This window comes from Streptomyces sp. NPDC057486 (genome assembly GCF_042802415.1).
Lineage (GTDB): Bacteria > Actinomycetota > Actinomycetes > Streptomycetales > Streptomycetaceae > Streptomyces > Streptomyces yanii.
Genome location: NZ_JBHVEE010000060.1, coordinates 1 through 24,821 on the forward strand (window position 1 = coordinate 1; position 24,821 = coordinate 24,821).

At 68.6% G+C, this 24,821-nt stretch carries 16 protein-coding genes; 6 read left to right on the forward strand and 10 right to left on the reverse strand.

Annotation, left to right across the window (positions count from 1 at the left end):
- Positions 1–50: 50 nt before the first annotated feature.
- The 3 genes from ACFU6I_RS25885 (at position 51) to ACFU6I_RS25895 (ending at position 4,961) form a co-directional block, all read left to right on the forward strand.
- Entirely contained in the window at positions 51–1,325 is a 1,275-nt protein-coding gene (locus tag ACFU6I_RS25885) for a ribonuclease D (protein ID WP_384371002.1), read from the forward strand.
- Between the two features lie 289 nt (positions 1,326–1,614).
- Positions 1,615–2,835 carry a thiolase family protein gene (locus ACFU6I_RS25890; RefSeq protein WP_384371004.1) on the forward strand — a complete coding sequence of 407 codons (1,221 nt, stop codon included), beginning with the start codon at positions 1,615–1,617 and terminating at the stop codon, positions 2,833–2,835.
- A complete protein-coding gene (locus ACFU6I_RS25895) occupies positions 2,832–4,961 on the forward strand; it encodes a 3-hydroxyacyl-CoA dehydrogenase NAD-binding domain-containing protein (RefSeq protein WP_384371006.1) in 2,130 nt (709 codons plus the stop codon). Before ACFU6I_RS25890 ends, ACFU6I_RS25895 begins: the two co-directional genes overlap by 4 nt.
- 72 nt (positions 4,962–5,033) lie before the next feature.
- On the opposite strand, the gene ACFU6I_RS25900 is transcribed toward ACFU6I_RS25895, so the two are convergent.
- Entirely contained in the window at positions 5,034–6,350 is a 1,317-nt protein-coding gene (locus ACFU6I_RS25900) for a phosphodiester glycosidase family protein (RefSeq protein WP_384371008.1), read from the reverse strand.
- A 325-nt stretch (positions 6,351–6,675) separates the two neighbouring features.
- Here ACFU6I_RS25900 and ACFU6I_RS25905 point away from each other — a divergent pair, with 325 nt between their 5' ends.
- Positions 6,676–8,271 carry a hypothetical protein gene (locus ACFU6I_RS25905; protein WP_384371010.1) on the forward strand — a complete coding sequence of 532 codons (1,596 nt, stop codon included), beginning with the start codon at positions 6,676–6,678 and terminating at the stop codon, positions 8,269–8,271.
- Positions 8,272–8,296: 25 nt separating this feature from the next.
- Here the strand turns inward: ACFU6I_RS25905 and ACFU6I_RS25910 are convergent, their stop codons facing one another.
- The 7 genes from ACFU6I_RS25910 to galE form a co-directional block, all read right to left on the reverse strand.
- Positions 8,297–8,977 (reverse strand): hypothetical protein, encoded by a 681-nt coding sequence (locus tag ACFU6I_RS25910; RefSeq protein ID WP_384371012.1) that lies wholly within the window; start codon positions 8,975–8,977, stop codon positions 8,297–8,299.
- A 44-nt stretch (positions 8,978–9,021) separates the two neighbouring features.
- Entirely contained in the window at positions 9,022–9,837 is an 816-nt protein-coding gene (locus ACFU6I_RS25915; RefSeq protein WP_384371014.1) for a rhamnogalacturonan acetylesterase, read from the reverse strand.
- Positions 9,824–14,287, reverse strand: coding sequence for a glycosyltransferase (locus ACFU6I_RS25920; RefSeq protein ID WP_384371016.1), 4,464 nt, complete (start codon positions 14,285–14,287; stop codon positions 9,824–9,826). Before ACFU6I_RS25920 ends, ACFU6I_RS25915 begins: the two co-directional genes overlap by 14 nt.
- Complete coding sequence (locus tag ACFU6I_RS25925; RefSeq protein ID WP_384371018.1) at positions 14,284–15,501, reverse strand: CDP-alcohol phosphatidyltransferase family protein; 1,218 nt, start codon at positions 15,499–15,501, stop codon at positions 14,284–14,286. The genes ACFU6I_RS25920 and ACFU6I_RS25925 overlap by 4 nt, the downstream gene beginning before the upstream one ends.
- A 184-nt stretch (positions 15,502–15,685) precedes the next feature.
- Positions 15,686–17,215: a hypothetical protein gene (locus ACFU6I_RS25930; protein ID WP_384371020.1), complete on the reverse strand. Its 1,530-nt coding sequence runs from the start codon at positions 17,213–17,215 to the stop codon at positions 15,686–15,688.
- Complete coding sequence (locus ACFU6I_RS25935; RefSeq protein ID WP_384371022.1) at positions 17,212–18,318, reverse strand: hypothetical protein; 1,107 nt, start codon at positions 18,316–18,318, stop codon at positions 17,212–17,214. The genes ACFU6I_RS25930 and ACFU6I_RS25935 overlap by 4 nt, the downstream gene beginning before the upstream one ends.
- 83 nt (positions 18,319–18,401) lie before the next feature.
- On the reverse strand, positions 18,402–19,412 hold the full coding sequence (gene galE, locus ACFU6I_RS25940; protein WP_384371024.1) for a UDP-glucose 4-epimerase GalE: 1,011 nt from the start codon (positions 19,410–19,412) through the stop codon (positions 18,402–18,404).
- 178 nt (positions 19,413–19,590) lie between these two features.
- On the opposite strand from galE, the gene ACFU6I_RS25945 reads away from it, so the two are divergent.
- Together ACFU6I_RS25945 and ACFU6I_RS25950 are read left to right on the forward strand one after the other, a co-directional pair.
- A complete protein-coding gene (locus ACFU6I_RS25945; RefSeq protein ID WP_384371026.1) occupies positions 19,591–20,697 on the forward strand; it encodes an LCP family protein in 1,107 nt (368 codons plus the stop codon).
- A gap of 26 nt (positions 20,698–20,723) precedes the next feature.
- Positions 20,724–21,134, forward strand: coding sequence for an NTP pyrophosphohydrolase (locus ACFU6I_RS25950; protein ID WP_384371028.1), 411 nt, complete (start codon positions 20,724–20,726; stop codon positions 21,132–21,134).
- Between the two features lies 1 nt (position 21,135).
- Here ACFU6I_RS25950 and ACFU6I_RS25955 read toward each other — a convergent pair whose 3' ends face one another.
- Positions 21,136–22,647, reverse strand: coding sequence for an amino acid permease (locus ACFU6I_RS25955; protein WP_384371030.1), 1,512 nt, complete (start codon positions 22,645–22,647; stop codon positions 21,136–21,138).
- 173 nt (positions 22,648–22,820) lie between these two features.
- Positions 22,821–24,749, reverse strand: coding sequence for a 1-deoxy-D-xylulose-5-phosphate synthase (dxs, locus tag ACFU6I_RS25960; RefSeq protein WP_345514099.1), 1,929 nt, complete (start codon positions 24,747–24,749; stop codon positions 22,821–22,823).
- Between the last annotated feature and the right edge of the window lie 72 nt (positions 24,750–24,821).

Below are 24,821 nucleotides of genomic sequence, written 5' to 3' on the forward strand. Positions count from 1 at the left end.
ACGGAACGTTCCGTCGACGGGCGCCGTACATACACAGATACCCTTGACACGTGACCGACGCCCAAGAGACCGCAGCAGACACTTCACTGCGAACCACCGGGGGCGCTCCCCCGGACGACGTCGCCCCGGCGCCGATCCCCTTGCTCGAACCTCGCGAGGGCATTCCCCCGGTGGTGGCCTCCGACGACGCCCTCGCCCGGGTGGTCGCGGCCTTCGCCGCGGGCACCGGCCCCGTCGCCGTCGACGCCGAGCGCGCCTCCGGCTACCGCTACGGCCAGCGCGCCTATCTCGTGCAGCTGCGCCGTGACGGTGCGGGCAGCGCGCTGATCGACCCGGTCGGCTGCCCCGACCTGTCGTCGCTCGGCGAGGCACTGCACGGCAGCGAGTGGATCCTGCACGCCGCCACCCAGGACCTGCCCTGTCTGCGCGAAATAGGGATGACCCCCACCGGGCTCTTCGACACGGAACTCGCCGGGCGGCTTGCCGGATTCCCGCGGGTCGGCCTCGGCGCGATGGTCGAGAGCGTGCTCGGCTACGCGCTGGAGAAGGGGCACTCCGCCGTCGACTGGTCCACCCGCCCGCTGCCCGATCCCTGGCTCCGCTATGCCGCGCTCGATGTCGAGCTGCTGATCGATCTGCGCAACGCCCTGGAGGGGGAGCTCGACCGTCAGGGCAAGCTGGAGTGGGCGCAGGAGGAGTTCGACGCGATCGCGGCGGCGCCCCCCGCTCCCCCGCGCAAGGACCCGTGGCGCCGCACGTCCGGCATGCACAAGGTGCGCCGTCGCCGCCAGATGGCGGTCGTACGGGAGCTGTGGAACGCCCGCGACCAGGTCGCGCAGCGCCGCGACATCTCGCCCGGCAAGGTGCTCGGCGACGCGGCGATCGTCGAAGCGGCCCTCTCGATGCCGGCCAATGTCCAGGCCCTGACCGCCCTGCCCGGCTTCGGTCACCGGATGGGACGGCGTCAGCTGGAGCAGTGGCAGGCGGCCGTCGAGCGGGCCAAGGCGCTGCCCGAAGCCGAGCTCCCCCAGCCGGGCCAGCCTCTCGCGGGCCCGCCGCCGCCGCGCTCCTGGGCGGACAAGGACCCGGCGGCCGCCGCCCGGCTGTCGGCGGCCCGCGCCGCGGTGTCGGAGCTCGCCGAGCGGCTGCACATGCCGCAGGAGAACCTGATCACGCCGGACACGGTGCGCCGCGTCTGCTGGGAGCCGCCGAAGAGTCCTACGCCGGGTGCGGTCGAGGACGTGCTCACCTCGTACGGGGCACGGCGCTGGCAGGTCGAACAGGTGGCACCGCTGCTGGTCCGCGCGCTGACCCAAGCCGCCTGAGCGGTTTCCCGAGGTCGAATTCGGGCCAGGTTGTGCGGCCCGCGGCCGCTCCGTCGCGTCCATCGCCGGACGGGCTCATCGTGAGCCCGCCCGGCGATCGGCGTTTCCGGCCCGTCCGGCGACGGAGGGTGAAACGACCGCGCGCCCGGCCCCGCCCGCATGTGACCTTCGCCGCTCCCGCCGTGGGGGGTGGGCAGTCTGGTTACCCGCAAGTAGCATGAGGGGGTGCGGCACGCCTCTGGGGCGTGCTCCGCAGCAGTGCCATCCCGCACCCTGGAGGAGAGCCATCGTGCCTCGTACCATCCGGGACGTCGTCTTCGTCGACGGCGTCCGCACCCCGTTCGGCAAGGCGGGCCCGAAGGGCATCTACCACGAGACCCGCGCCGACGATCTCGTCGTGAAGGCCATCCGGGAGCTGCTGCGCCGCAACCCGGACCTGGACCCCGCCCGTATCGACGAGGTCGCCATCGCCGCGACCACGCAGATCGGCGACCAGGGCCTGACGCTGGGCCGGACCGCCGGAATCCTGGCCGGTCTGCCGCAGTCGGTGCCCGGCTACTCCATCGACCGCATGTGTGCGGGCGCCCTGACCGCCGTCACGTCGACGGCCGGTTCGATCGCCTTCGGCGCGTACGACGTCGTCGTCGCCGGTGGTGTCGAGCACATGGGCCGCCACCCGATGGGCGAGGGTGTCGACCCGAACCCGCGTTTCGTGTCGGAGAAGCTGGTCGACGAGTCCGCCCTCTTCATGGGGATGACCGCGGAGAACCTGCACGACCGGTACCCGCAGATCACCAAGCTCCGCGCCGACGAGTACGCGGTCCGCTCGCAGGAGAAGGCCGCCAAGGCGTACGCCAACGGCAAGATCCAGCAGGACCTGGTGCCGATCTCCGTTCGTCGCACCAACGCCGAGGCCGGCGAGACGGGCTGGGGCCTGGTCACCGCCGACGAGCCGATGCGTCCGGGCACCACGCTGGAGTCCCTGGCCGGTCTGAAGACGCCGTTCCGTGCGCACGGCCGCGTCACCGCGGGTAACGCCGCCGGCCTCAACGATGGCGCCACCGCCTCGCTGCTCGCCGCCGAGGACGTCGCCCGCGAGCTCGGTCTCCCGGTCAAGATGCGCCTCGTCTCGTACGCCTTCGCGGGTGTCGAGCCGGAGGTCATGGGCTACGGCCCGATCCCGTCGACCGAGAAGGCCCTCGCCAAGGCCGGTCTGTCGATCGGTGACATCGGTCTCTTCGAGATCAACGAGGCGTTCGCCGTCCAGGTGCTCGCCTTCCTCGACCACTACGGCATCGCCGACGACGACGCGCGCGTCAACCAGTACGGCGGCGCCATCGCCTACGGTCACCCGCTGGCCTCCTCGGGTGTGCGTCTGATGACGCAGCTGGCCCGCCAGTTCGAGGAGCAGCCGAACGTCCGCTACGGCCTGACCACCATGTGCGTCGGCTTCGGCATGGGCGCGACGGTCATCTGGGAGAACCCGAACTTCGACGGAGGCAACAAGTGAGCTCCACCACTGAGCTTCTGAAGGGCGCAGCCGAGCTGTTCCCGGGTGAGGTCGTCACGCAGGCGCACGTACGCCACCTCGATCTCCCGGCGGGTGCGGGCAGGTTCGCCCTCATCACGCTGGACAACGGCCTGGACCACACCAAGCCGACGACCTTCGGGCCGCAGTCGCTGGCGAACCTGAACGCGGCCGTCGACCAGGTCGAGAAGGAAGCCGCCGAAGGCGCGATCACCGGTATCGGTATCACCGGCAAGCCGTTCATCTTCGCGGTCGGCGCCGACCTCAAGGGCGTCGAGCTGCTGAAGAACCACGACGACGCGCTCGCCATCGGCAAGGGCGGCCACGACGTGTTCCGCCGCCTCTCCGGTCTCGCGGTCCCGACGTTCGCGTACTACAACGGCGCGGCGATGGGCGGCGGTGTCGAGGTCGGTCTGCACTGCTCGTACCGCACCGTCTCCAAGGCGCTGCCCGCGTTCTCGCTGCCCGAGGTCTTCCTCGGTCTGGTCCCCGGCTGGGGCGGCTGCGCCCTGCTGCCGAACCTGATCGGTGCCGACCGCGCCGTCTCGGTGATCATCGAGAACTCGCTGAACCAGAACCGTCAGCTCAAGGGCAAGCAGGTCTTCGAGCTCGGGATCGCCGACGCCCTCTTCGAGGGTGCGGACTTCCTGGAGCAGTCGCTGATCTGGACCGCGAACGTGCTGAACGGCACGGTCACGGTGGAGCGCCCCGAGATCGACCGCGGTGACGCCTGGGACCAGGCCGTCGCCCGTGGCAAGGCCATCGCCGACTCCAAGGTGCACGGCGCCGCTCCGGCCGCGTACCGCGCGCTGGAGATCATCGCCGCGGCGAAGGACGGCGACCTGAGCGCCGGCTTCGACGCCGAGGACCGGGCCCTCGCGGACCTGATCATGGGCGGCGAGCTGCGGTCCGGGATCTACGCCTTCAACCTGGTCCAGAAGCGTGCCAAGCGCCCGGCCGGTGCCCCGGACAAGTCCCTGGCCCGCCCGGTCACCAAGGTCGGCGTCGTCGGCGCCGGTCTGATGGCCTCGCAGCTGGCGCTGCTGTTCCTGCGCCGCCTGGAGGTGCCGGTCGTCCTGACCGACATCGACCAGGAGCGCGTCGACAAGGGTGTGGGCTATGTCCACGCCGAGATCGAGAAGCTGCTCGGCAAGGGCCGGATCAACCAGGACAAGGCCAACCGCCTCAAGGCCCTGGTCACCGGTGTGCTGGACAAGGCCGAGGGCTTCTCCGACGCCGACTTCATCATCGAGGCCGTCTTCGAGGAGATCGGCGTCAAGCAGCAGGTGTTCGCGGAGGTCGAGGCGGTCGCCCCGGCGCACGCGATCCTCGCCACCAACACCTCGTCCCTCTCGGTCACCGAGATGGCCTCGAAGCTGCAGCACCCGGAGCGGGTCGTCGGCTTCCACTTCTTCAACCCGGTCGCGATCCTCCCCCTGCTGGAGATCGTCCGCGGCGAGCAGACCGACGACGCCTCGCTGGCCACGGCGTTCGGTGTGGCACGGAAGCTGAAGAAGACCGCGGTGCTGGTGAAGGACGCCCCGGCGTTCGTCGTCAACCGCATCCTCACCCGCTTCATGGGCGAGATCCAGAACGTCATCGACGAGGGCACCCCGGTCGATGTCGCCGAGAGGGCCATCGAGCCCCTCGGTCTGCCGATGTCCCCGCTGGTGCTCCTGGAGCTGGTCGGGCCGGCCATCGGTCTGCATGTCTCCGAGACGCTGAACCGCGCCTTCCCCGAGCGTTTCACCGTCTCCGAGAACCTCGCGGCGGTCGTCAAGGCCGGCAAGCGCGGCTTCTACGTGTACGACTCGGGCAGGCCGAAGCTGGACCCGGAGGTCGCCGCGCTCCTCGAGCAGGGCGATGTCGTCCTGTCCGAGGAGCAGGTCCGCGACCGCGTCCTGGACGCGGTGGCGCAGGAGATCGGTCTGATGCTGGACGAGGGTGTCGTCGCCGAGGCCCAGGACATCGACCTCTGCCTGATCACCGGTGCGGGCTGGCCCTTCCACCTGGGCGGCATCACGCCGTACCTGGACCGTGAGGGCGTCTCGGAGCGGGTGAACGGCAAGAAGTTCCTGGCGCAGGGCGTGGCGAGCGTTCCCGCGTAGCACCTGGTCGACAACGGCGGCGGGCCGTACAGGATCCTTCCTGTACGGCCCGTTCGTCGTGTCGCGCGGCGCTCAGCGGCCCTTCCGGGGGACGACCGCGATGGCGTTGGAGACCTTCCGCGGGCGCCGGTCGTCGGTCCGGCCCGCGCCCGAGGGACTGTTGCGCACCCGGTCCCGGACCACCATCGTGCTCGAACCCCCGCCGTCAAGATTCATCGCGTCGACCGCGCCGAGGGAAAGCAGAACCTCCGCCGCCTCGGGCAGGGTCACGCCCGCGCTGACGCCCGGCCTTCGCCCGTCGAACACAACGAGCAGCAGAGTGCCGTCCGCGCGGACTCCGGCGACCGTACGGGGTGCACGGGTGCGCACAGCCCCTTCGGAAACCCCGTTCGCGGCGGCATTGATCCAGGTCCGGCCGGATCGGACCAGCGCCGGGCCGGCCCCGAAGACCGAGGCCCGGTCCCCGCGGACCCGTACTCCGTGCGCGTCGGTCAGCACGGACGACACGGCAAGCCTCCGCCCAGGCCGTGCGTGCGCGCGCAGCCAGTCGGCCCCGGAGCCGATACCCACGAGCGTCCGGCCGCCGTCCGGCACAGCGCCCCCTGCGGGACTGCGTACGCCGACCACCGTGGACCGCGCGTCGAGGACCGCCTCGACGCTACCCCGGCCCGCATACGGGGTCGCAGTGCCCCACTGCGCGGGGAAGTCGACGATCTCGTCGGGGTCCTCGCAGATCCGCCCCGGGAGCGGGTCCGTGGTAAGCGCGCCGGTGTCGGCGAGCCGGTCGCCGCCCACTCCCCCGCAGCCGACGATGCGGCCAGGTACCCGGTCGGTGCCGTCCACGACAGCGCGTGCACCGTCGGAGGAGGTGACGCGGGTGGCGGAGCGCAACTCGGTGATGCGGGGGCGTTCTCCGGGGCCCGGAAGGATCAGCGCGGTACGGCCTCCCGCCGCCTCGCTCAGCAGAGTGCCGCGTGACATGTAGAGGCCGAGCGGATCGCCCTTGTAGCGGACGGAGTCCGAGTCGAAGAAGGTGCCGTTGACAGCCGCGACCGCACCCGCTCGGCGTGCCAGCTCGCGGACGGTGTCGGTGGTCGCGACCGAGGCGCCGTGCACGCCCTCGACGTCCACGGCTGCGTCCTGGGCCACCGTCAGCACGCTCGTCCGTACCGGACTGCCGTCGTTCAGCCTCCGGACCGACTGGGTGAACGAGACGCCGTCGGGCAGAGGTTGGGTGGAAGGGGCTGTGGCAGACGGGGACGAGGCATGCGTGGGTACATCTCCGTCCCGGCCGCTGCTCCCCGCGTCGGAGGCCGACCGGGCACTGCACCCGGCCAGCAGTGGCGCGAGGGCCAGTGCCGCGACTCGTACGGACCAGCGTCCGTTCACGAAGCCCCCTGTTCCGGGCACCGAGCGGGGTCGGGGCCGCGCATGTGTGCGGGGATTCGCCTTCAGAAATCCGCCATATGACGGTGCGGATGCTATCAACCGGCACATCGCCCGAGCAGTGCGGCCACCCTGAATTCGGGGTCGACTGGCACAGTGGTGGACGGATACACTCAAACGCACTTCCGCGGGCAGCCGTGTCCGGAATCACAGCAGAGCAGGCAAGGGTATCTCGATGACTACACCAATCCCTCCTCTGGTGCCGAATCGTGCGGCGATCGACCGTCGGAGTGTGGTGACATCCACAGACGCTTCGGGTCCGTTCCCCGTGGAGTACCGCTTTCGCCCGGCAGAGGGTGACGCACGCCACCTGATCGTCATCTTCTCGGGCTTCGCAGCGCCCAACGGCTACCACTTCGCCGGAAAATCACTGAACGATCTGCGCGCCAACATCCTCTGGATCCGCGACGAGTTCGACGGGCACTACAGCTACTACCTCTGCCGGAACATGGATTTCGGTATCGAGGGGGCAGTCGCCGGGCTGATCGAGAGAACGATGTCGGGGCTCGGCCTGACGCGTGAGCAGGTCAGCCTGCTGGGTGTGTCGAAGGGCGGAAGTGCGGCCCTCTATTTCGGCTTGAAGTACGGATACCGGAACATTGTCACGGTCGTACCCCAGTTCCTTATCGGCGACTATGTGCGCGACCGGGCGGAAACGGGCCGGTACATGCTCGGCGAAATGATGCCGCAGCAGAACGTCGACTCGCTGAACAGTGCGATCCCCAGCTTGCTCAATGCATACGGCGGGCAGGGACACAACATCTACCTGTTCACCTCCGAAGCCGACGAACAGTACGAGAAGGAGATCAATCCGCATCTCCAACTGTTCTGGGGATGCGCCAACTTCAACTTCATTCGTACGAACTCCTCGATGGTGCGCCAGCACGGCGAGGTGTCCGGATACAACCTGCCGCTCGTCACCGGCGTCCTGGCGTCCCTCACGGAGGGCGCCGAGCCCCGGCTGGGCTTTGTGGAGAACGGAAACCCACAGGTCAACGAGGTTGAGCGGAGCATCTATCTGGCGGAGCTGCGGCAGTCCGACCAGCTGATCGCGGTGCTCAACAAACAGGACATCCGCGGCGCCGGGCTGCTTCTGTCCGGGCATGCGTTCATCCCGGGGGAATCCCCTTACCCGCAAGGTTTCCTGACGAAGACCCTGGTCGCGGAAGGGGCCGGTGGCCGCCATTGGGAGTTCCCCTTGGCATCCACCGAGGCCAAGCATCTCTACAGCCTGTACTTCGACCGCTTCGCCTGCGACTATCCCAATGGCGGATTCGAGCCGGAGAGTCCCTCAGGCATTCTTGTGAATGAGCTCCCGGCCGGGGCGTACGACCTTTCGGTACGAGTGGCCAGCCCTACCGAAGGAATAGACCGGCGTACTGCGCTGGCCGCGCGCCGCCCGTTCGACCTGCGGCGGCCTTTCGGCGGGACCGAGATATCACTCATCGGTGACACGAAGAAGGTGCGACTGCTGCGGCGTCCCATCCTCGGACAGTACTCGCAGGAGACGGCTTTCTCGCTGGAGAACACCTGGCTCAAGGAGCGCACGTTCCACGTCGAGGGGACTTTCTTCATCCATGGCATCGAAGCGGCGGCGCACGGTCACGCGAGCTACTACCTGGTACTGCGCGGCGACCGGACCGTCTATTCGTTCCGACTCGGCATGTCACGCAAGCCGGCAGCGATCCGCGGACACATCCGGCGCGGCGATTTCGGCAACTACGACTTCGCCTATTTCGCCACATCGGGCTACAAGGGAATTTCACTGAAGAACGCGGTACCGGGTGATTACGAGGTGCATATCTCGATGAGCACCGGAGGTTCCCTTTTCTCCGCACCGGCCGGGACCGTGACGCTGAACTGAAAAGGGAAACCCGAACGGTCCACATTCACGACTGTACGGCTATCGCTCCGGGTGAGGCTCCGAAGTCTCCGATATGCACCGTCACTTCCGACCACACCCGGTGCCCCCGGTCGTCCTCGTAACACAATTCGAATCGGTCGTACCCCAGGTGCCCCGGGTCGGCGTCATAGGTGACGCTCCCGTCGGCTCCGCAGGTGAGCAGGCCGTGCCCGGCGATGCCGACGCCCATGAACCGCAGGCCGGCTGCCGGACTGTGGCCGGCAGGCAGCACCGCACGGCCGCCCTGTCGCAGCACCATGCTCTGTCCTCGCAGCATGTGGCGTCGCACCCGGAACCCGCGGTCCGAGACCGCAGTCGAGGGGATGAGCTTGTCGCCCTGGGTCGTCATCAGACCGATGATCACCCGTGGCAGCAGCACCGCTCCTTCGACGGCGTCGTCATGGATACGGACCAGGCAGTTCACCGTGCGGGGGTCCGTGCCGCTCGCGTAGGTGGCGTACCGCCCGTTCGTCAGATGACTCATGCCCTGGTGGCGGACCATCTTCGCGTGGTCGCCCAGCATGTCGTCAAGCAGATAGCCGTAGGTGCGGTAGGCGCCGCCGACCGGCATGACGGACAGGGCGAGGCCGAACTCCTGGCCGGGCGTGACCGGCAGGGCCGGGTCGATATCGGCGAACAGTTCGAGGGTCCCGCCCACCTGTGGCATCTGGGGGTGCGTCACCCAAGCACGGACAAGTGGATACCAGTCGTTCACAACAAGGCCTCACTCATCTCTGCGGATGCGGCGCGACCGCCCACCCGGGACTTGGTCAACTTCTCGAAGACTTCGTCGTCGAGAAACTCCACGGCCGCCTCAGGGACCTTCGCTTCGAGGTTTCTGAAGTGGTTCGAGGTGAGTACTCCCTGGGCGCACATCTCGCCCGCCACGAACCGGGCACATTCCACGGCTCCATGGCCGCGGAGATGGGTGTTGTCTGCGATGCCCTCGGGGAAGTTGGGGTCCTCGCCCGGCTCCATGTACAGGAACAGCTGCTTGGTCCCTTCCGCCCCTGCCTGACGCCACCATTCGACGCTCCACTCGTTGAGGTCGATGAGCGGTACGGACAGGCCCGCGGCGAGTTCACGCATGGCCGTCGGGTAGAGCCCGAGCGGACGTCGCATGTTCCCGTGATCGTCGAAAACCCGGCGTTCGTGACTGGTCACCAGCACCGGATGCGCCCCCCGTGCCCGCGCGCCCAGCACGTACTTGCGCAGGTACCGCTGGTAGTCGCCGAACGGCTCCGTGAAGCGGCCGTCGCCGGGCTTCATATCGATCAGACCGAACGAGACCAGCAGCAGATCGCCCGGGGCGATGTTCTCCAGGATCCAGTCGAGCCGGCCGCGCTCCACGAAGCTGCGCGAACTCGCCCCGGCACGGGCCGCGTTCACCACCTCGGCGTTCTGGATGAAAATCTGGAGCACCTGGCCCCAGCCGGTCATCGGTGCCATGCTCCGCGGACGGCTGGTCACGCTGGAGTCGCCGGCCAGGAAGACCCTCAGATGCCGCACGTCGTCACGCCCTTTCACGCAGGTTCTCTTCGGGCCGCCCCATGACGAGCGGGGTGGACATCCGGCCTGGATCGCCACCTGCGGCGGCATCCATCGAATCGATCACGTCGAAGGCCCGCTCGCAGTTGTTCGTGTCGCGCAGGACGAAGAACTCCTCCGCGCGGCGGCGGAATTCGGGCTCGACCTCGAAGTCGCGGGTGATGGAGGCGATGATCTCGTCGACCGCCTGGTCGACGCGTCCGCACGCCGGGCCGAAGCCGTCGCGAGCGAGGTCGAAGTAGCCGCGCTTGTAGTGCTTGCTGTAGAACGCCTCGTCGTCGAAGTTGGTGTAGACGATCGGCTTGCCCATGTACGCGACGTCGAAGAACACCGACGAGTAGTCGGTCACGAGCATCGAGCACTCCCGCATGGCCAGCTGGACGTCCCGTCCGGTCGAGGAGACCGTGATGGACGGGTGGTCGATCCGGAAGTGCTTCAGGTACGGCCTGATCTCGTAGTGCGGCATGAACTCCAGCTCCACGTTGTAGTACTGGAGCGCCTTCAGCAGCCGCTTGTCGCGCAGCAGTGCGGAGAAGAACCGGTAGTACTCCGAGGCCGCGAAGGGGATCTCCGGCTTGGCCGCCTTGTTGTAGGAGGGGGCCACGATGTCGCGTCGCCAGGTGGGCATGACCAGGATCTTGCGCTGACCGGGCACCGGCTTGAGCGCGTCGTAGCGCGGAAGGCCGGTGGCGGCCACCCGGTCGTAGCCGTAGCCGCAGTGCTCCGCGTAGTAGGCGCGCTCGCTGCGGCCGGTGGTGAGGACCATGTCGACGTTCGTGACCTGGGCATGGATGGAACCGACGACGTCGTTGTAGACGACGCCGTGCTGCAGGAACACCCGCTTGTAGCGCAGCAGATCGCCGTAACCGCGCAGGAAGGCCCGCTTGGACAGGCCGGGGAAGCCGAGGTATGCCTCCAGGTCGTAGGCGTTGATGAGCCGAGTGGCGTGCAGCAGGTAGGCGCGGTACTTCCAGGAGAGCCGGTCGATGACCTGGCCCAGATGGTCGATCTTCTCGCGGTCCGCGGCGTCGCCGTTGATCGCGTAGTACACCTTGCGCCTGGGCTCGTTCTCCCTGATCCACTTGAACAGGTGGTACGAGTTGTCCTGCGCGGTGTCCTCGCGCTCACCGATGATCCAGATGTCCTTGCCGTGCAGCTTCGGATACGTCAGCCAGTACAGCAGCCTGGTGCGCCAGCCGGAACGGCCGGGCAGCGAGTTCCGCAGCTCCTCACGGAAGCGGCTCAGCGCGTACCGCGCCTTGCGCAGCGGGCCGGTGACCCGGCGCAGGATCACCGTCTCGTTGCCGCCGATGGTCATCCGTACCCGGGCACGGCCCGACCGGTGCACGCCCTTGAAGCGGTGCAGCATCTGACGGGCCTCGACCGGCATGTCGTGTCGGCGCTCGCCGTCGTGGACGCGCATCCGCAGGGTCAGATCGTGGTTGGAGAGACGGGTCAGGTCTCCCGGGCGGGCGACGGCGCGCCAGCCCGCGTACCAGTCCTGTTCCTTGCGTGCCCTCCAGCGGTCGCGCCGATAGACCTGCTCGACGGTGAGGGATGCCTCTTCGACGCCGTCGCTCAGCACGAGTTCGATGCGGTTGCTGAACGGTCGGCTGATGTCGACGCCCGAGAAGACCAGCAGGCCCTCGAACCTGAGGTGTTCGCCGTCGACGACGAAGGTCTCCAGGACGGCCTTCTGGCGGTCGACCCGCAGCAGGGTGGTCTCGGTGCGGTCCTGCTCCAGGCGCCGGTGCATGCCGGCGTCGTCGATGAGCAGCTCGGGGCGGTAGGCCGGTTTGGCGTACGGGTCGCAGAACAGCTCGTAGTTGCCGGTCCGCACGGCGTGGTGCTGAAGCTGTGCCATGGGGGAGGTCGCATACTGGAGGATCAGCTCGTCGGGCAGCTGCTCATAGATCTCGACCAGGGCAGGGAAGATCCCGGCGATCTCCGCGCGGCTCATGATCCGGTGGATGTTGCGCAGATGCGGCTGCATCGTACGGACCACGAATCGCATCGCGAGACGGGCGGCCCGCACGCTCAGGCGTTCCGTCATCCGGACGATGTGACGGCAGAGCCGGATCAGCTCCTGGGTCTTCACCGGGTCGTTCCAGGCCAGGTCGAACATCGAGTCCCGGCGCTGGGGGTCGCGCTCGAAGGAGGTGGCCGTCGGTGCGGTGGTCACGATACGGGCGTGCAGCAGCGCCGGTACGGTGAGCCAGGCGCCCTCGAAGCCGGGGCCGTGACCGCTGCGCAGCCCGTGCCGACGCAGCAGCGAGGTCTTGAACAGCTTGCCGCCCAGTTCGGTGGAGAAGATCACGTACGGGGCGTCGTCGAGCCGATCCGCGTGGCGGGCGTCCTTCTCGAAGTACCGCTTCCACGGTTCGTCGCCGAACCTGCGCGCGCCGGGGAAGTTGTCGTGGTCCCCGACCACCACATCGGCCTTGGCCCGGCGGGCGGCGGCGACCAGTCGGCCGATGCTGTTCTCGCCCATGATGTCCTGGGCGCGGGCGAAGGCCACATACGGCGCCTTCACGTACCGCAGACCGTTGTCGAAGCTGGAGCGGGCTCCCAGGGCGATCTGGCTGATCACCTCGGTATTGGCGTGGAACGCAGCGAAGTCGGCGAGCTGCGCGGCGGTCGCGTCGGTGGACCCGTCGTCGACGAGGATCACCTGCGTCGTCGCGAACTCGCGCTGGGCGAGAAGCGAGCTGAGGAACTCGTAGAGGTTGTACTCGTCGTTGTGGCAGTGCACGACGAGGGCGGCCGCGTACTTGTCGGGCCTGCGGTTCACGGCCCCCGCGGCCGGCTTGTCCTGCCACCAGAGCCAGGGAGTGCCGCGCGGTCGGTCGGTCGCCTGCTGCTCGGCCGTCTCGGGACGCAGGGCGAGATTGCCGCTGACCGTTTCGTAGATCTCGTACGTCGCTCCGTCGCCGCGGTAGCGCTCCCGCTCGATGTCGAGTCCGGTCACGCAGACGGTGGTGGTGGCCCGCTCCCCGCCGTGCCGGATCTGCACGAAGAGGTTCCAGTTGCCGGCCCGGCCCGCCTTGCCGAGGGTCGCGTCCAGGTCGACGGCGGTGTGGTAGTGGATGAAGTCGTCGTCGACGTCTATCCCGGTGACGTCGAAGGTGTGGTCGGCCTTCGTGCTGCGGCGGCGCAGTACGGCGGTGAGTTCCAGTCTGTCCTTGGGGCCGACCCGGCCGAACTGGTTACGGATGTAGCCGCTGACGTGGAGCGTGCCGTCGTGTATCTCCGCCCGGGTGGCCTGATTGAACAGCCGGGAGTCGGAGAGGCTGTTGCCACTCAGATCGAGGTCGGTGACGTCGAGGAAGCGCTCGGCGTGCGGCCGGCCCAGCAGCGCTGCCGACCAATAGACCTTGCCGTTGCGTTCCACCAGGTCGGAGCTGAGCACGCTGCGTCGCTGGGTGTAGTCCGAGACGGTGAGCGCCAGGTCGACACGGCCGTGGAGCAGGCTGAAGGCGCGGACCCGCTCCAGCGGTCCGCACAGGTCGTAGACGCTGGGCGGAAGAGTGCGCAGATACGGCGCGACGAGGTCCGCGAAGCCCTTGCGAAACGTTTCGTCACCCGCGCGCAGTTCCGGGGTGTACAGCCGCAGATCGTGCGAGAGGAACTTCGCCGCCTTGTGCGCCAGCAGGTCCTCGGCACCGTTGTGGATCAGGAAGGCGTCGGCGTACTGGTGCACCAGCACCCGGTCGCGGATGCTGCGCAGTTCGCCGCGGCGGTTGGTGATGGAGGGTGCGTCGGTCTCCCGTTCCCAGATCCACCGGTACACGGGGGTGGCCATCAGGGTGACGGACCGCGCGCAGTACCAGGCAACCGTGGAGAAGTAGGTGTCCTCGAAGAAGACCTCCTCGGGAAACCGGATGCCGTTGTCCAGGAGGAAGTCGATCCGGTAGAGCTTGGCCGCGGCGATCGGGTCCTCGAAGAGCTCGGGCATGACGCGCAGCCCGCCCTCGACGGTGCGATCGGTGCCGTACAGCTGCGGCTGCCAGATCGTGATCTCGTCCTTGGCGAGGTTCACGCGCAGGGCGCGGCCCGCGGTGATGTCGGCGCCTGTGGCGAGCGCCGACTCCAGGAGTGACTCGCAGGCCTTGTGCGGCAGCTCGTCGTCCGCGTCAAGGAACATCAGGTAGTGGCCGGAGGCCACCGCGATGCCGTTGTTGCGTGGGGCGCCGACGCCACCGCTGTTGTGTGTGCGTTCGACGATACGGACGCGGGGGTCGCGGGCGGCGTACTCCTGGGCGACGGCGAGCGTGCCGTCCGTGGAGGCGTCATCCACGACGATCACCTCGACCCGCGGATGGGTCTGGCGCAGCGCCGACTCCAGCGCGCGGCCCAGGGTGGCACTGGCGTTGAACGCCCCGATGACGATGGAGACCTGGTATTGCGGGGAGGCGACCGGAGTGTTCATCGCAGGGGCCCTTCGGCCTCCGCCCAGTTCACATCAGCGTGTGGCCGGGGCGGGTGGATGAAGGGGGCCGACGGTCCTGCGGAGATGGTGTCGCTCGGGCTCCCGTAGTGGTAGCCGGCGTCGAATTGGGGTTCCGGGTACGGCTGGAAGCCCGGGTCCTCGTACGGTTCGGGGGCCGGGAAGCGCTGCTCCACGGGTATCGCGCCGACGCCGCGGTCAGGGGCGGCCGCCTGGTCGAGGTCGGCGGCGCGGCGGTGCCGGCCGGCGCGCAGATGGTTCGCGACGGTGCCCCCCGGGGTGGCGGCGGGGGCGAGCTCCTCCATGACCCGGGTGAAGTCACGGGTGGAGAGCCAGAACTTGTACATGATCACGAGTTCGAAGAGGCCGAGAAGAATCGCGGAGACGGCGGTGGTCCAGAGGATCTGCCCGATCAGCGGCCCGACGATGAAGATGAACATCTGGAACTCGATGCCGCTGATGAGGTGCGGCCGGACGCGGCTGCGCAGCAGCGCCTGGCGCAGCCGGGTGTACCAGGGGAAGCGGTCGCGGAACTGTGCGTGCAGGTCCACGACGCCGGCGGCCTGCTGCTTGAGGATGTCGGCCTCGACGCCGGGGTTCTCGCGGAGCAGGTCCTCCATGAAGACGACCTTCGGCTCCTGCGGAGCGGCCGCCTGCGCCTGCTCGGCCTCCAGCCGGGCCGCCTCCTTGACCTTCTCGATCTTCGTACGCATCGACATGCGCATCTTGTAGATCTGGAGGGCGTCGACATACCTGAGCATGTCGAGGAAGACCACGACGAGGGCGGCGATCAGGTACCAGGCGCTCTCCGTGCGGAGGTACTGACCACCCATCAGTGCGAGCGCGCAGAAGAGCACCCTGATGCGGTCGAAGACGTAATCCAGCCATCCGCCGAAGACGGTGCCGTTGCCCTTGAGACGGGCCAACTTCCCATCGATGCAGTCCAGAATGAAACTGACGTGATAGAGGGCCGCGCCGATGATCAGGGACTGCGCGTCGCCACGGAGGAAGAAGCCCGCCGAACCGAGGCCGACGAAGAGAGCGCTCCAGGTCACCCCGTTGGGGGTGATGAATCCGAACCGTGCGATCCGGATCAGCACCCGGGTTGCGACCGGGTCGACCAGAATCACCGTCCACCAGGCGTCACGCTTCTTGCAGGTGAGCTTCTGGACAGCGCGCAAGGACAGCTTGGCCATAACCCCTCAGTCACGAGAACGACAGCGACTAGGCCCCCGTCCATCCGTTCGTAGTCCAGGGGGTCCTAAGTGTTCATGAGACTCCGCCGGATCCTTCACATGAAAGATTCGCAGACTTTATCAAAAACTGAACAGGTTTAGACCGGCAGCGTGACGGAAAATGATCACAGCTGACAAGCGAATCTCACGCTGCGTGCCAGCGGCCGAAGTCGAAGCCACCCGAAAGTGACTCTCGGTGAGAAATGGCCAGCTGTGTGCCCGCTGTGAACGTCGCCAAAGTAACCAAGCCGGTACGCCCCCGGACAGCCGCAGGCATCAGGATCGACTCCCCACCGAGCTCGTTCCACCACACACCCGCGTCCGCCCGGCCCTCGGCATGCGCCCCGACGGCACAGGCGCCGCCGGAACCGGACCGGACGAGCAGGGAGTACGCCCAGCCGTCCACCTCGACGCCGCGGGCGCCGGTGACCGGCCCGGCACCTTCGGCGCCCCCGAGCGGCACCGGGGCAGTCGCGCCCGGCCACCAGAGACACGGCTCGTTCGTCCGGAGGTCGCGGAAGACAAGCGTCCCCGGTTCAGGTCCGGCCGCCATGGATCCCGGACGGGGCGAGAACGGCACGGCCCGGTCCTCGGCCCAGGTGCCATCGGGTCCCGTGCGGTACCAGCGCACCACCGCCGCGGAGTCCCGTGCCCTCGCGAAGAGTTCGACCTCACCCCGTCCAGTGGTGACGGTGACGAACTCGTCCGCGACACGGACGCCCGGCAGGTGCTGCCACGGGGTCCAGGTACCGTCGGCCCCCTGCTGCCGGTAGCTGACGCCGTGCCCGAAGTTGCGCGCGAAGACGACGAGGCCGCCGGTGGCATCGAACGCGGCCGCCGGAAATCCGATCGCGCGGCTCCTGTACCGGTTACCCGGGTTCGGGCTGCCCAGTGAGTGCCAGGGTGTGAGGGGACGGCCGGTGCCGTATTGGGTGGCCCGCACGATCGCGATGTCGTCACCGCCGTCCTTGAGCGGGGTCCTGCGCAGCGCGAATAGATGCGGGAATCCGTGGAGATCCCGGACCACCCGGAGGCCGGGCATCAGCCTCGGGCCCGGCAGGAGCTCCGGCCCCTGCCAGGCGGCGCCGCCCGGTTCGGACTGGGTCCACCGCACCACGCCGGCCGCCGAGGGAAGGAAGGCGGAGAGCCTGCCGTCGAATCCCTCGGTGAGCCAGTGCGTCGTCTGCGGGTAGCGCAGCCCCGATGCTGTGCCGAGTTGTTCATCCGCATCAGCACGATGACAGGTGACATGGACCGGAGTTCCCGATTCCAACTGGTGGTCCCGGACTGCGGAGAGAGCGGTCAGTGCAGCGGCGGCATGCTCGGGATCCACGTCGTACACGGGGACGTCGCGTTCGGCGTCGTACCCGATGTGGACCGGATCGGGATCCTGCAGACGCACCCGGTGCGGACGGAGCGCACGCAGCTCCCGCAGCAGCCCGGCCGTACTGCCGCTCTCCTGCGCACCGACGGTCCTCGGGGCTCCCCCGACCTGGCAGCCGCGGCGTCCCGCTTCCTTGAGCGCGCGGTCCAGGGTGGCGCGCCCTTCCCTGTCGTCCTCCGCCAGGCACAGGACGCTGATCTCGGCACCGGCTGTCTCGGCCGCGACCAGCGCCACGGCCTCCCGATGGCGCGAGACGACGATCGTCACCCTGTCCATACCCGAGGCGCTCACACCCGCCTCCAGTCGCTGAGGGTCAGCCCCTGGCCGTCCTGCTGCCGTGCGACGGCCAGACAGCCGTCGGAGCCGACGGCGGCAACGACCGCCCTGCCGTAACCGTCCGCAGCCAGTGCGGGGTCTCCGGCACAGCGCATCCCGGTGCCCGTCCACCACACGCCGCCCTGCTCGCCCTCGGTCGGACACACACCGAGGTTGACCGTGCCGTCGACGCCGCGGAGCGCAAGCACCGTGCAGTCGTAGCCGTCCACCGTCGTCCTGAGCGCAGTGATGCGCCCGTCCCCCGGATTGCCGCCCAGCGGTACGGGCCAGTTGCCTGCCCGGAAGGCGACGACACCGGTACCCCGCGCGTCCGTCAGGTAGTACGTCAGCCGACCCGGGGCCGTCTCCAGTGCGGTCACCGATCCCGGCAGTGGAATCGCGCCCACGTCGTAGCCGCGTACCAGGGCACCGCCCGGCTCGGCCTGCTGGAGATGGAGTGCGGCAGTGCGGGCGGGAACGAGCACCTCCACCAGGCCGGACGAGGTTGCCGCAGGTGCCGGTGCGTCGGTGCCGCCGGCCACCGGGAGCCCGCTCCACGGCTGCCATTGGCCCCGCTTGTCCTCGCGACGCAGGGCAACTCCTCCCGGTCCCGTCGGGACACAGACGTACAGTGCGCCGTCACTGGTGACGGCGCCGGCCGGAGCCCCGACCTCCACCGCCTTGGCGATCTCCTTGAACGGATTGCCCAGCGAGCGCCACTGTGTCAGCGGGCGGCCCGTCTGGTACTGCGTGGCGTACATGATGTCCACGTTCGACCAGCCGTCGGCCCGCGGGCGGACCCGGCGCCCCAGCAGATGGGCGTACCGGTTCTGCCCCTGCACCACCGTGAGCTCGGTGATGCCCTTCGCGGGAAGGACGTCCGGTCCGTCCCACCGCGGGCCACCGGGATCGGTCTCCGTCCACCTCAGCACCGCACCGTCGATGTGCGCATACGCCGTCAGTCTGCCGTCGTGTCCGGTCAGCAGCCACGGGCCGCCCTGAGCGTCGGCGAGCGGTGACGCGTCCGCGGTCGCCGGCTCGTTCCGCTGCCTGGCTTCGCGTGGAGGGGCGCTGCGCATCGCTGATCGTCACCCTCCCTGGAAGCAGGCCCGCGCGATGCACGGGCTCCGGACCGAGACATCATAAACAAGTGAAGAAACGCTTAAGCAGGAGTGGCCGCGTCGTTCGGGCGCCGGGCGGCGGGGTGCCCGAGGCACCAGCCCTCCCATGCGGACGCGACCATCTCGCGGGCGTCTCGCCGGGCGGACCAGCCCAGTTCGGCACGGATCCGGTCGGCGGACGCGACCACCCTGGCCGGATCGCCCGCCCTGCGCGGCGCGGAGACCGGAACCGCCTTCGCCCCGTACCCCGTCACCTCACCGATCAACTCAATCATCTCGCGCACCGAGACGCCCTCGCCACGGCCGATGTTGACCGTCAGGTCCGTGCCCGGCTCCCGGTCGAGGAGAGCCCGGGCCGCGGCGAGATGCGCCGATGCGATGTCGTCGACGTGGATGAAGTCACGTACGCAGGTGCCGTCCGCGGTGTCGTAGTCGTCGCCGAAGACGACCGGGACCTCGCCCTGCGTCAGTTTCTCGAAGACCATGGGCACCAGGTTGAACACGCCCGTGTCGGCGAGCAGCGGTGTGGCCGCGCCGGCGACGTTGAAGTACCGCATCGAGGCGGTGGCGATGCCGAGCGCCTTCCCCGCGGCGCGCACCATCCACTCACCGGTCAGCTTGGTCTCGCCGTAGGGGTTGATCGGGTCGCACGGAGTGTCCTCCGTCACAAGCCGCACATCGGGCATGCCGTAGACGGCCGCCGAGGACGAGAACAGGAAGGCGCGCACGCCGCTGTCGGCGACCGCCTCCAGCAGCGTCTGCAGACCCTGCACGTTCTCCCGGTAGTAGTGCAGGGGGCGTTCCACGGACTCGGCGACCTGCTTCTTCGCCGCGAGATGAACCACGCCGTGCACCGACAGGTCCGTCAGGGTGCGCCGCAGCTGAGCTGCGTCGAGAGTCGATCCCTGCACGAACGGAACGTCCGCGGGAACCCGAGAACGGCCGCCCGTCGAGAGGTCGTCGTAAACGGCGACCGACTCACCGGCCTCCCGCATGGCGCGCACCACATGCGCACCGATGAAGCCGGCCCCTCCCGTGATCAACCACGTCATGAGCGAATAATAGTTCGAGGTGCTCACGTCATGATGGCGGGCGTCAAGACGTACATTCGCACGATTCTCTGTTCTATAGTGCTCGGTCAGTCATGCATTCGGACCGGTCATGCCCCCCACCCGAGTCCCACGCACTTCACCGCCCACCCCGGGCAATGAGATTGAGGACTCGACCACGATGAGCCACGACGCCATGACACCGGGCCCGCGCGACAGTAGTTCGACCTCTCACGACGGCGGACGGAAACGAAGGGGAGCGCCCCGAAAGCGCCGCCGCGGCCTCAAGATCACGCTCGGCATCGTGCTCGTGCTGCTCCTCGCCGCGGGCGGAACCGTCTACTGGCTGTACAGCAAGCTGGACGGCAACATCAAGGGCGTCGACATCAACAAGGCACTGGGCGACGACCGGCCCGAAAAGCTGCCGACCAGCGGGCAGAACCTGCTGGTCCTCGGTTCGGACTCGCGGGCCGGCGCCGAGAACAAGGCACTGGGCGGCGGTGGCAGCGTCAGCGGTGCCCGGTCCGACACCGCGATGGTGGTGCACATACCCGAGGGCCGCACCGAGGCCGTCGCCGTGTCCATACCCCGTGACACCCTGGTCACCCGACCCGAGTGCACCAAGGCCGACGGGTCGACGGTGCCCTCCGAGAAGCGGGCGATGTTCAACGGCGTCTACTCGCTGGCCGGTCCGGCCTGTGTGGTCAAGACCGTCGAGAAGATGTCCGGGGTCCGGATCGACCACTACCTGGAGATCAACTTCGCCGGGTTCAAGGACCTGGTGGACGCCATCGGCGGGGTCACGGTCGATGTCCCGCAGGACATCCACGACAAGTCGTCCGGCCTCGACCTCACGGCAGGTCAGCACAAGCTCGACGGCACCCAGTCCCTCGCGTACGTCCGCACCCGGCACGGCATCGGCGACGGCAGCGACCTGGGCCGGATCGGGCTCCAGCAGCAGTTCCTCCTCGCGCTGCTGAGCGAGGTCAAGTCGCAGGATCTGCTGAGCAGTCCGACGAACTCGTACAGGATCGCCAACTCGGCCACCAAGTCGCTGACCACGGACTCCGGGCTCGCCTCACTGAAGTCCCTTGCCGAGTTCGGCCGGTCGATGAACGGCGTGGACCCGAGCACCATGGAAACGATCATGCTTCCGGTGGCGTACGACAAGCAGGACCCGAACCGTGTGGTGGCGGCCGAGCCGCAGGCCGGTGACCTCTGGAAGGCGATCCGCAAGGACGACACGATCCCGGAGTCGGCGAAGAAGTCCCCCGCCACCGGCGGCTGACGGATCGTGCGTGACACCCTTCCGGCATGCTGACCGAACAGACCCTGGTGATCGTCGACGCGGCCAACGTGTTCGGGTCGGTGCCGGACGGCTGGTGGCGGGACCGGCGGGGCGCGGCCGAGCGGCTGCGGGACTCCCTGGTCCCGTTCGCCGCTGACGGTCTGCCCGGGCATCCCGGCCCCGTCGAGCTGGTACTGGTCGTCGAGGGCGCGGCCCGCGGTATCGCGTCGGTGCCGGGGGTACGGGTGGAGTCGGCGCCCGGCAGCGGCGACGACCTGATCGTCGAGCTGGTCGCCGCCGAAGCGGCCCGGTCGGCGGGCCGCGGCTGCGTCGTGGTCACCGCCGACCGGGAGTTGCGGCAGCAGGTGGCGGCCTACGGGGCTCGGTGCGCGGGCCCCCGTACCGTGCGGCCGCTGCCGCCGTCGCGTGCGGACTGACTCACGGACGGCGGGTATCGAGGTTGATCCGGCTGTGACTGCGCCCGTACGTGAAGTAGATGATCACGCCGATGGCCATCCAGATGCCGAACCGGAGCCACGTCTCGGCCGGCAGATTGAGCATCAGCCACACCGACGCGGCCACCGAGAGGATCGGGAGCACCGGCACCCACGGGGTGCGGAACGCGCGATGCAGATCGGGGCGGGTACGGCGCAGCACCACGACTCCCAGGGCGACGACGACGAACGCGAAGAGCGTGCCGATGTTCACCAGTGTCGCCAGCTCGTTGATGCTGGTGAAGCCGGCGACGATAGCGATGATCACGCCGAGCAGGATGGTCGGGCGGTACGGGGTGCCGAACTTCGGGTGCGTCTTGGAGAAGAACCGCGGAAGCAGCCCGTCGCGGCTCATGGCGAAGAACACCCGGGTCTGACCCAGCAGCAGGATCATGCACACCGTCGTCAGGCCGACGGCCGCGCCGAAACTGATGAACCCGGCGTAGACGGGATGGCCGACGGCCTTGAAGGCATCGGCCAGGGGGGCGCTCACCGACAGTTCGGTGTAGTGCTCCATGCCGGTGACCACCAGCGAGACGGCGACGTAGAGCACCGTGCAGATGAAGAGCGAAGCGAGGATGCCGCGTGGCATGTCCCGCTGCGGGAGCTTGGTCTCCTCGGCGGCGGTCGCGACGACGTCGAAGCCGATGAAGGCGAAGAAGACGATGGAGGCTGCGGTGAAGATCCCCATGATGCCGAAGTTGGTCGGTGCGTAGCCGAACATCAGCTGGATCAGCGGCGCGCTCAGCCCGGAGCCGGCCGGCTGCGGCTGCGCCGGCGGGATGAAGGGCGAGTAGTTGGCGGCCTTGATGAAGAAGAGCCCTGCGATGATCACGATCATGACAACGGCCAGCTTGACGGCGACCACGACCGTCGTGACCCGGGCGGAGAGCTTCATGCCGAGCACCAGGATGACAGTCAAAACGACCACCAGGGCGAAGGCCAGAATGTCGAAGCCGAATCCCGGTGCCACATCCGGCCCGGAGAGCACGTCGGGCATGTGCCAGCCGACGTTGTCCATCAGCGAGCGGACGTAGCCGGACCATCCGACCGCCACCACCGCCGTGCCCAGGGCGAACTCCAGCACCAGGTCCCAGCCGATGATCCAGGCGATCAGCTCGCCCAGCGATGCGTACGAGAAGGTGTAGGCGGACCCCGCGACCGGCACGGTGGAGGCGAACTCGGCGTAACAGAGCGCGGCCAGGGCGCAGACGATGCCCGCGACCACGAAGGCGAGGGACGTGGCAGGCCCCGCGGTCTCCTTCGCCACCTTGCCGGTGAGGACGAAGATGCCGGTGCCGATGATGACACCCACCCCGAAGACCGTGAGGTCCAGGGCGGAGAGTGACTTCTTGAGCGCGTGCTCCGGTTCCTCGGTATCGAGGATGGACTGCTCGACCGTCTTGGTCCGGAACAGTCCGCCCTTCCTGGGTGGTGTGTCCTGCTGGGCAGTCACCGGCGTACCTCCACGCACTCGTCGTGTACGCCATGATTGGGACCTCAATCGGTCGCGGGAGGCCCGCACCGGGCGATTTCACGCAGATGGGCCGGTCGAACCACCCGTACAGGGTGGCCGACCGGCCCATCTGCCGTATCGCTCGCCGGTCGCGGGGACCGTGCTCGAACCGGTCAGTCGCGCGCGGGTTCGATCACGGAGCGGCTGTCGGCGCCGCTGTCGAAGCGGCCGTCCAGCTTGGCGACGAGCCCGGTCACCTGACGGGCGATGTCCGGCGCGGTCAGCCCGATCTCGGCCATGACCTCCTTGCGGGAGGCGTGGTCGAGGAAGCGCGGCGGGATACCGAAGTCGCGCAGCGGTACGTCGACCCCGGCGTCGCGCAGCGCCTGGGCGACAGCGGAGCCGACACCGCCGGCCCGGCTGTTGTCCTCGACGGTGACGACGACGCGGTGCTGCTCGGCGAGCGGCGCCATGGCCTCGTCGACGGGCTTGACCCAGCGCGGGTCGACGACCGTCGTCGTGATGCCCTGGGCGTCCAGCAGATCGGCGATCTCCAGGCACATCGGGGCGAGGGCGCCGACGGACACCAGGAGGACGTCCGGGCGGGCCGTGTCGGCCCTGCGGAGCACGTCCATGCCACCGACCTTGCCGACCGCCTGGACGGACGGGCCGACCGCCCCCTTGGAGAAGCGGACCACGGTCGGGGCGTCGTCGACCTCGACGGCCTCGCGCAGCTGGGCGCGGACCTGGTCGGCGTCGCGCGGAGCCGCGATCCGCAGGCCCGGCACGCACTGCAGGATCGACATGTCCCACATGCCGTTGTGCGAGGCACCGTCGGTGCCGGTGATACCCGCCCGGTCCAGGACGAACGTGACGCCGCAGTTGTGCAGTGCGACATCCATGAGGACCTGGTCGAAGGCCCGGTTGAGGAACGTGGCGTACACCGCGAAGACGGGGTGCAGTCCGCCGGTGGCGAGGCCCGCCGCGGAGACCGCGCCGTGCTGCTCGGCAATGCCGACGTCGTAGATCCGGTCCGGGAATTCCTTCTCGAACTTGGTGAGACCGACCGGCTGGAGCATGGCCGCGGTGATCGCGACGATGTCCTTGCGCTCCTTGCCGAGCTTGACCATCTCCTCGCCGAAGACGGACGTCCAGTCGAGGCCGGAGGTGGCGATGGGGAGGCCGGTGTCGGGGTGGATCTTGCCGACGGCGTGGAAGCGGTCGGCCTCGTCGAGGAGGGCGGGGGTGTAGCCGCGGCCCTTCTCGGTGAGGCAGTGCACGATGACCGGGCCGCCGAAGCGCTTGGCCCGCTGCAGTGCGGACTCCAGGGCTTCGATGTCGTGGCCGTCGATCGGGCCGACGTACTTCAGACCGAGGTCCTCGAACATGCCCTGCGGGGCGATGAAGTCCTTCAGCCCCTTCTTGGCGCCGTGCAGCGTCTCGTACAGCGGCTTCCCGACGACGGGGGTGCGCTCCAGGATGTCCTTGCCGCGGGCCAGGAAACGCTCGTAGCCGTCGGTGGTGCGCAGGGTGGCGAGGTGGTTGGCGAGGCCGCCGATGGTCGGGGCGTAGGAGCGCTCGTTGTCGTTGACGACGATGACGAGCGGACGGTCCTTGGCGGCGGCGATGTTGTTCAGCGCCTCCCAGGCCATGCCGCCGGTGAGCGCGCCGTCACCGATGACCGCGACGACATGGTCGTCCTTCTTCAGTACCTCGTTGGCCTTGGCGAGACCGTCGGCCCAGCCGAGGACGGTGGAGGCGTGCGAGTTCTCGATGATGTCGTGCTCGGACTCGGCGCGCGAGGGGTAACCGGACAGGCCTCCCTTGCTCTTGAGCTTCGAGAAGTCCTTGCGACCGGTGAGCAGTTTGTGCACATAGCTCTGGTGGCCGGTGTCGAAAAGCACCTTGTCCTTCGGCGAATCGAAGACCCGGTGCAGGGCGATGGTCAGCTCGACCACACCCAGGTTGGGGCCGAGGTGGCCACCGGTCTTGGAAACGGCGTCGACGAGGAAGGTCCGGATCTCTTCGGCGAGCTGGTCCAGCTGCTCGGGAGTGAGCCGGTCCAGGTCACGCGGTCCACCGATGCGGGTCAGCAGAGCCACCCGTGCCTCCTTGCGTTTCGAGCTGGTCGAGCATGCCGATCCGATGAGTCTAATGTTCCCTCCGCGCGCGAG

Coding starts and splice junctions, on each gene's coding strand:
- galE (WP_384371024.1), bottom strand. CDS start 19,412: ATGACGTGGTTGATCACGGGAGGGGCCGGCTTCATCGGTGCGCATGTG.
- ACFU6I_RS25935 (WP_384371022.1), bottom strand. CDS start 18,318: ATGCGCAGCGCCCCTCCACGCGAAGCCAGGCAGCGGAACGAGCCGGCG.
- ACFU6I_RS25925 (WP_384371018.1), bottom strand. CDS start 15,501: ATGGCCAAGCTGTCCTTGCGCGCTGTCCAGAAGCTCACCTGCAAGAAG.
- ACFU6I_RS25950 (WP_384371028.1), top strand. CDS start 20,724: ATGCTGACCGAACAGACCCTGGTGATCGTCGACGCGGCCAACGTGTTC.
- ACFU6I_RS25920 (WP_384371016.1), bottom strand. CDS start 14,287: ATGAACACTCCGGTCGCCTCCCCGCAATACCAGGTCTCCATCGTCATC.
- ACFU6I_RS25910 (WP_384371012.1), bottom strand. CDS start 8,977: ATGCCACAGGTGGGCGGGACCCTCGAACTGTTCGCCGATATCGACCCG.
- ACFU6I_RS25945 (WP_384371026.1), top strand. CDS start 19,591: ATGAGCCACGACGCCATGACACCGGGCCCGCGCGACAGTAGTTCGACC.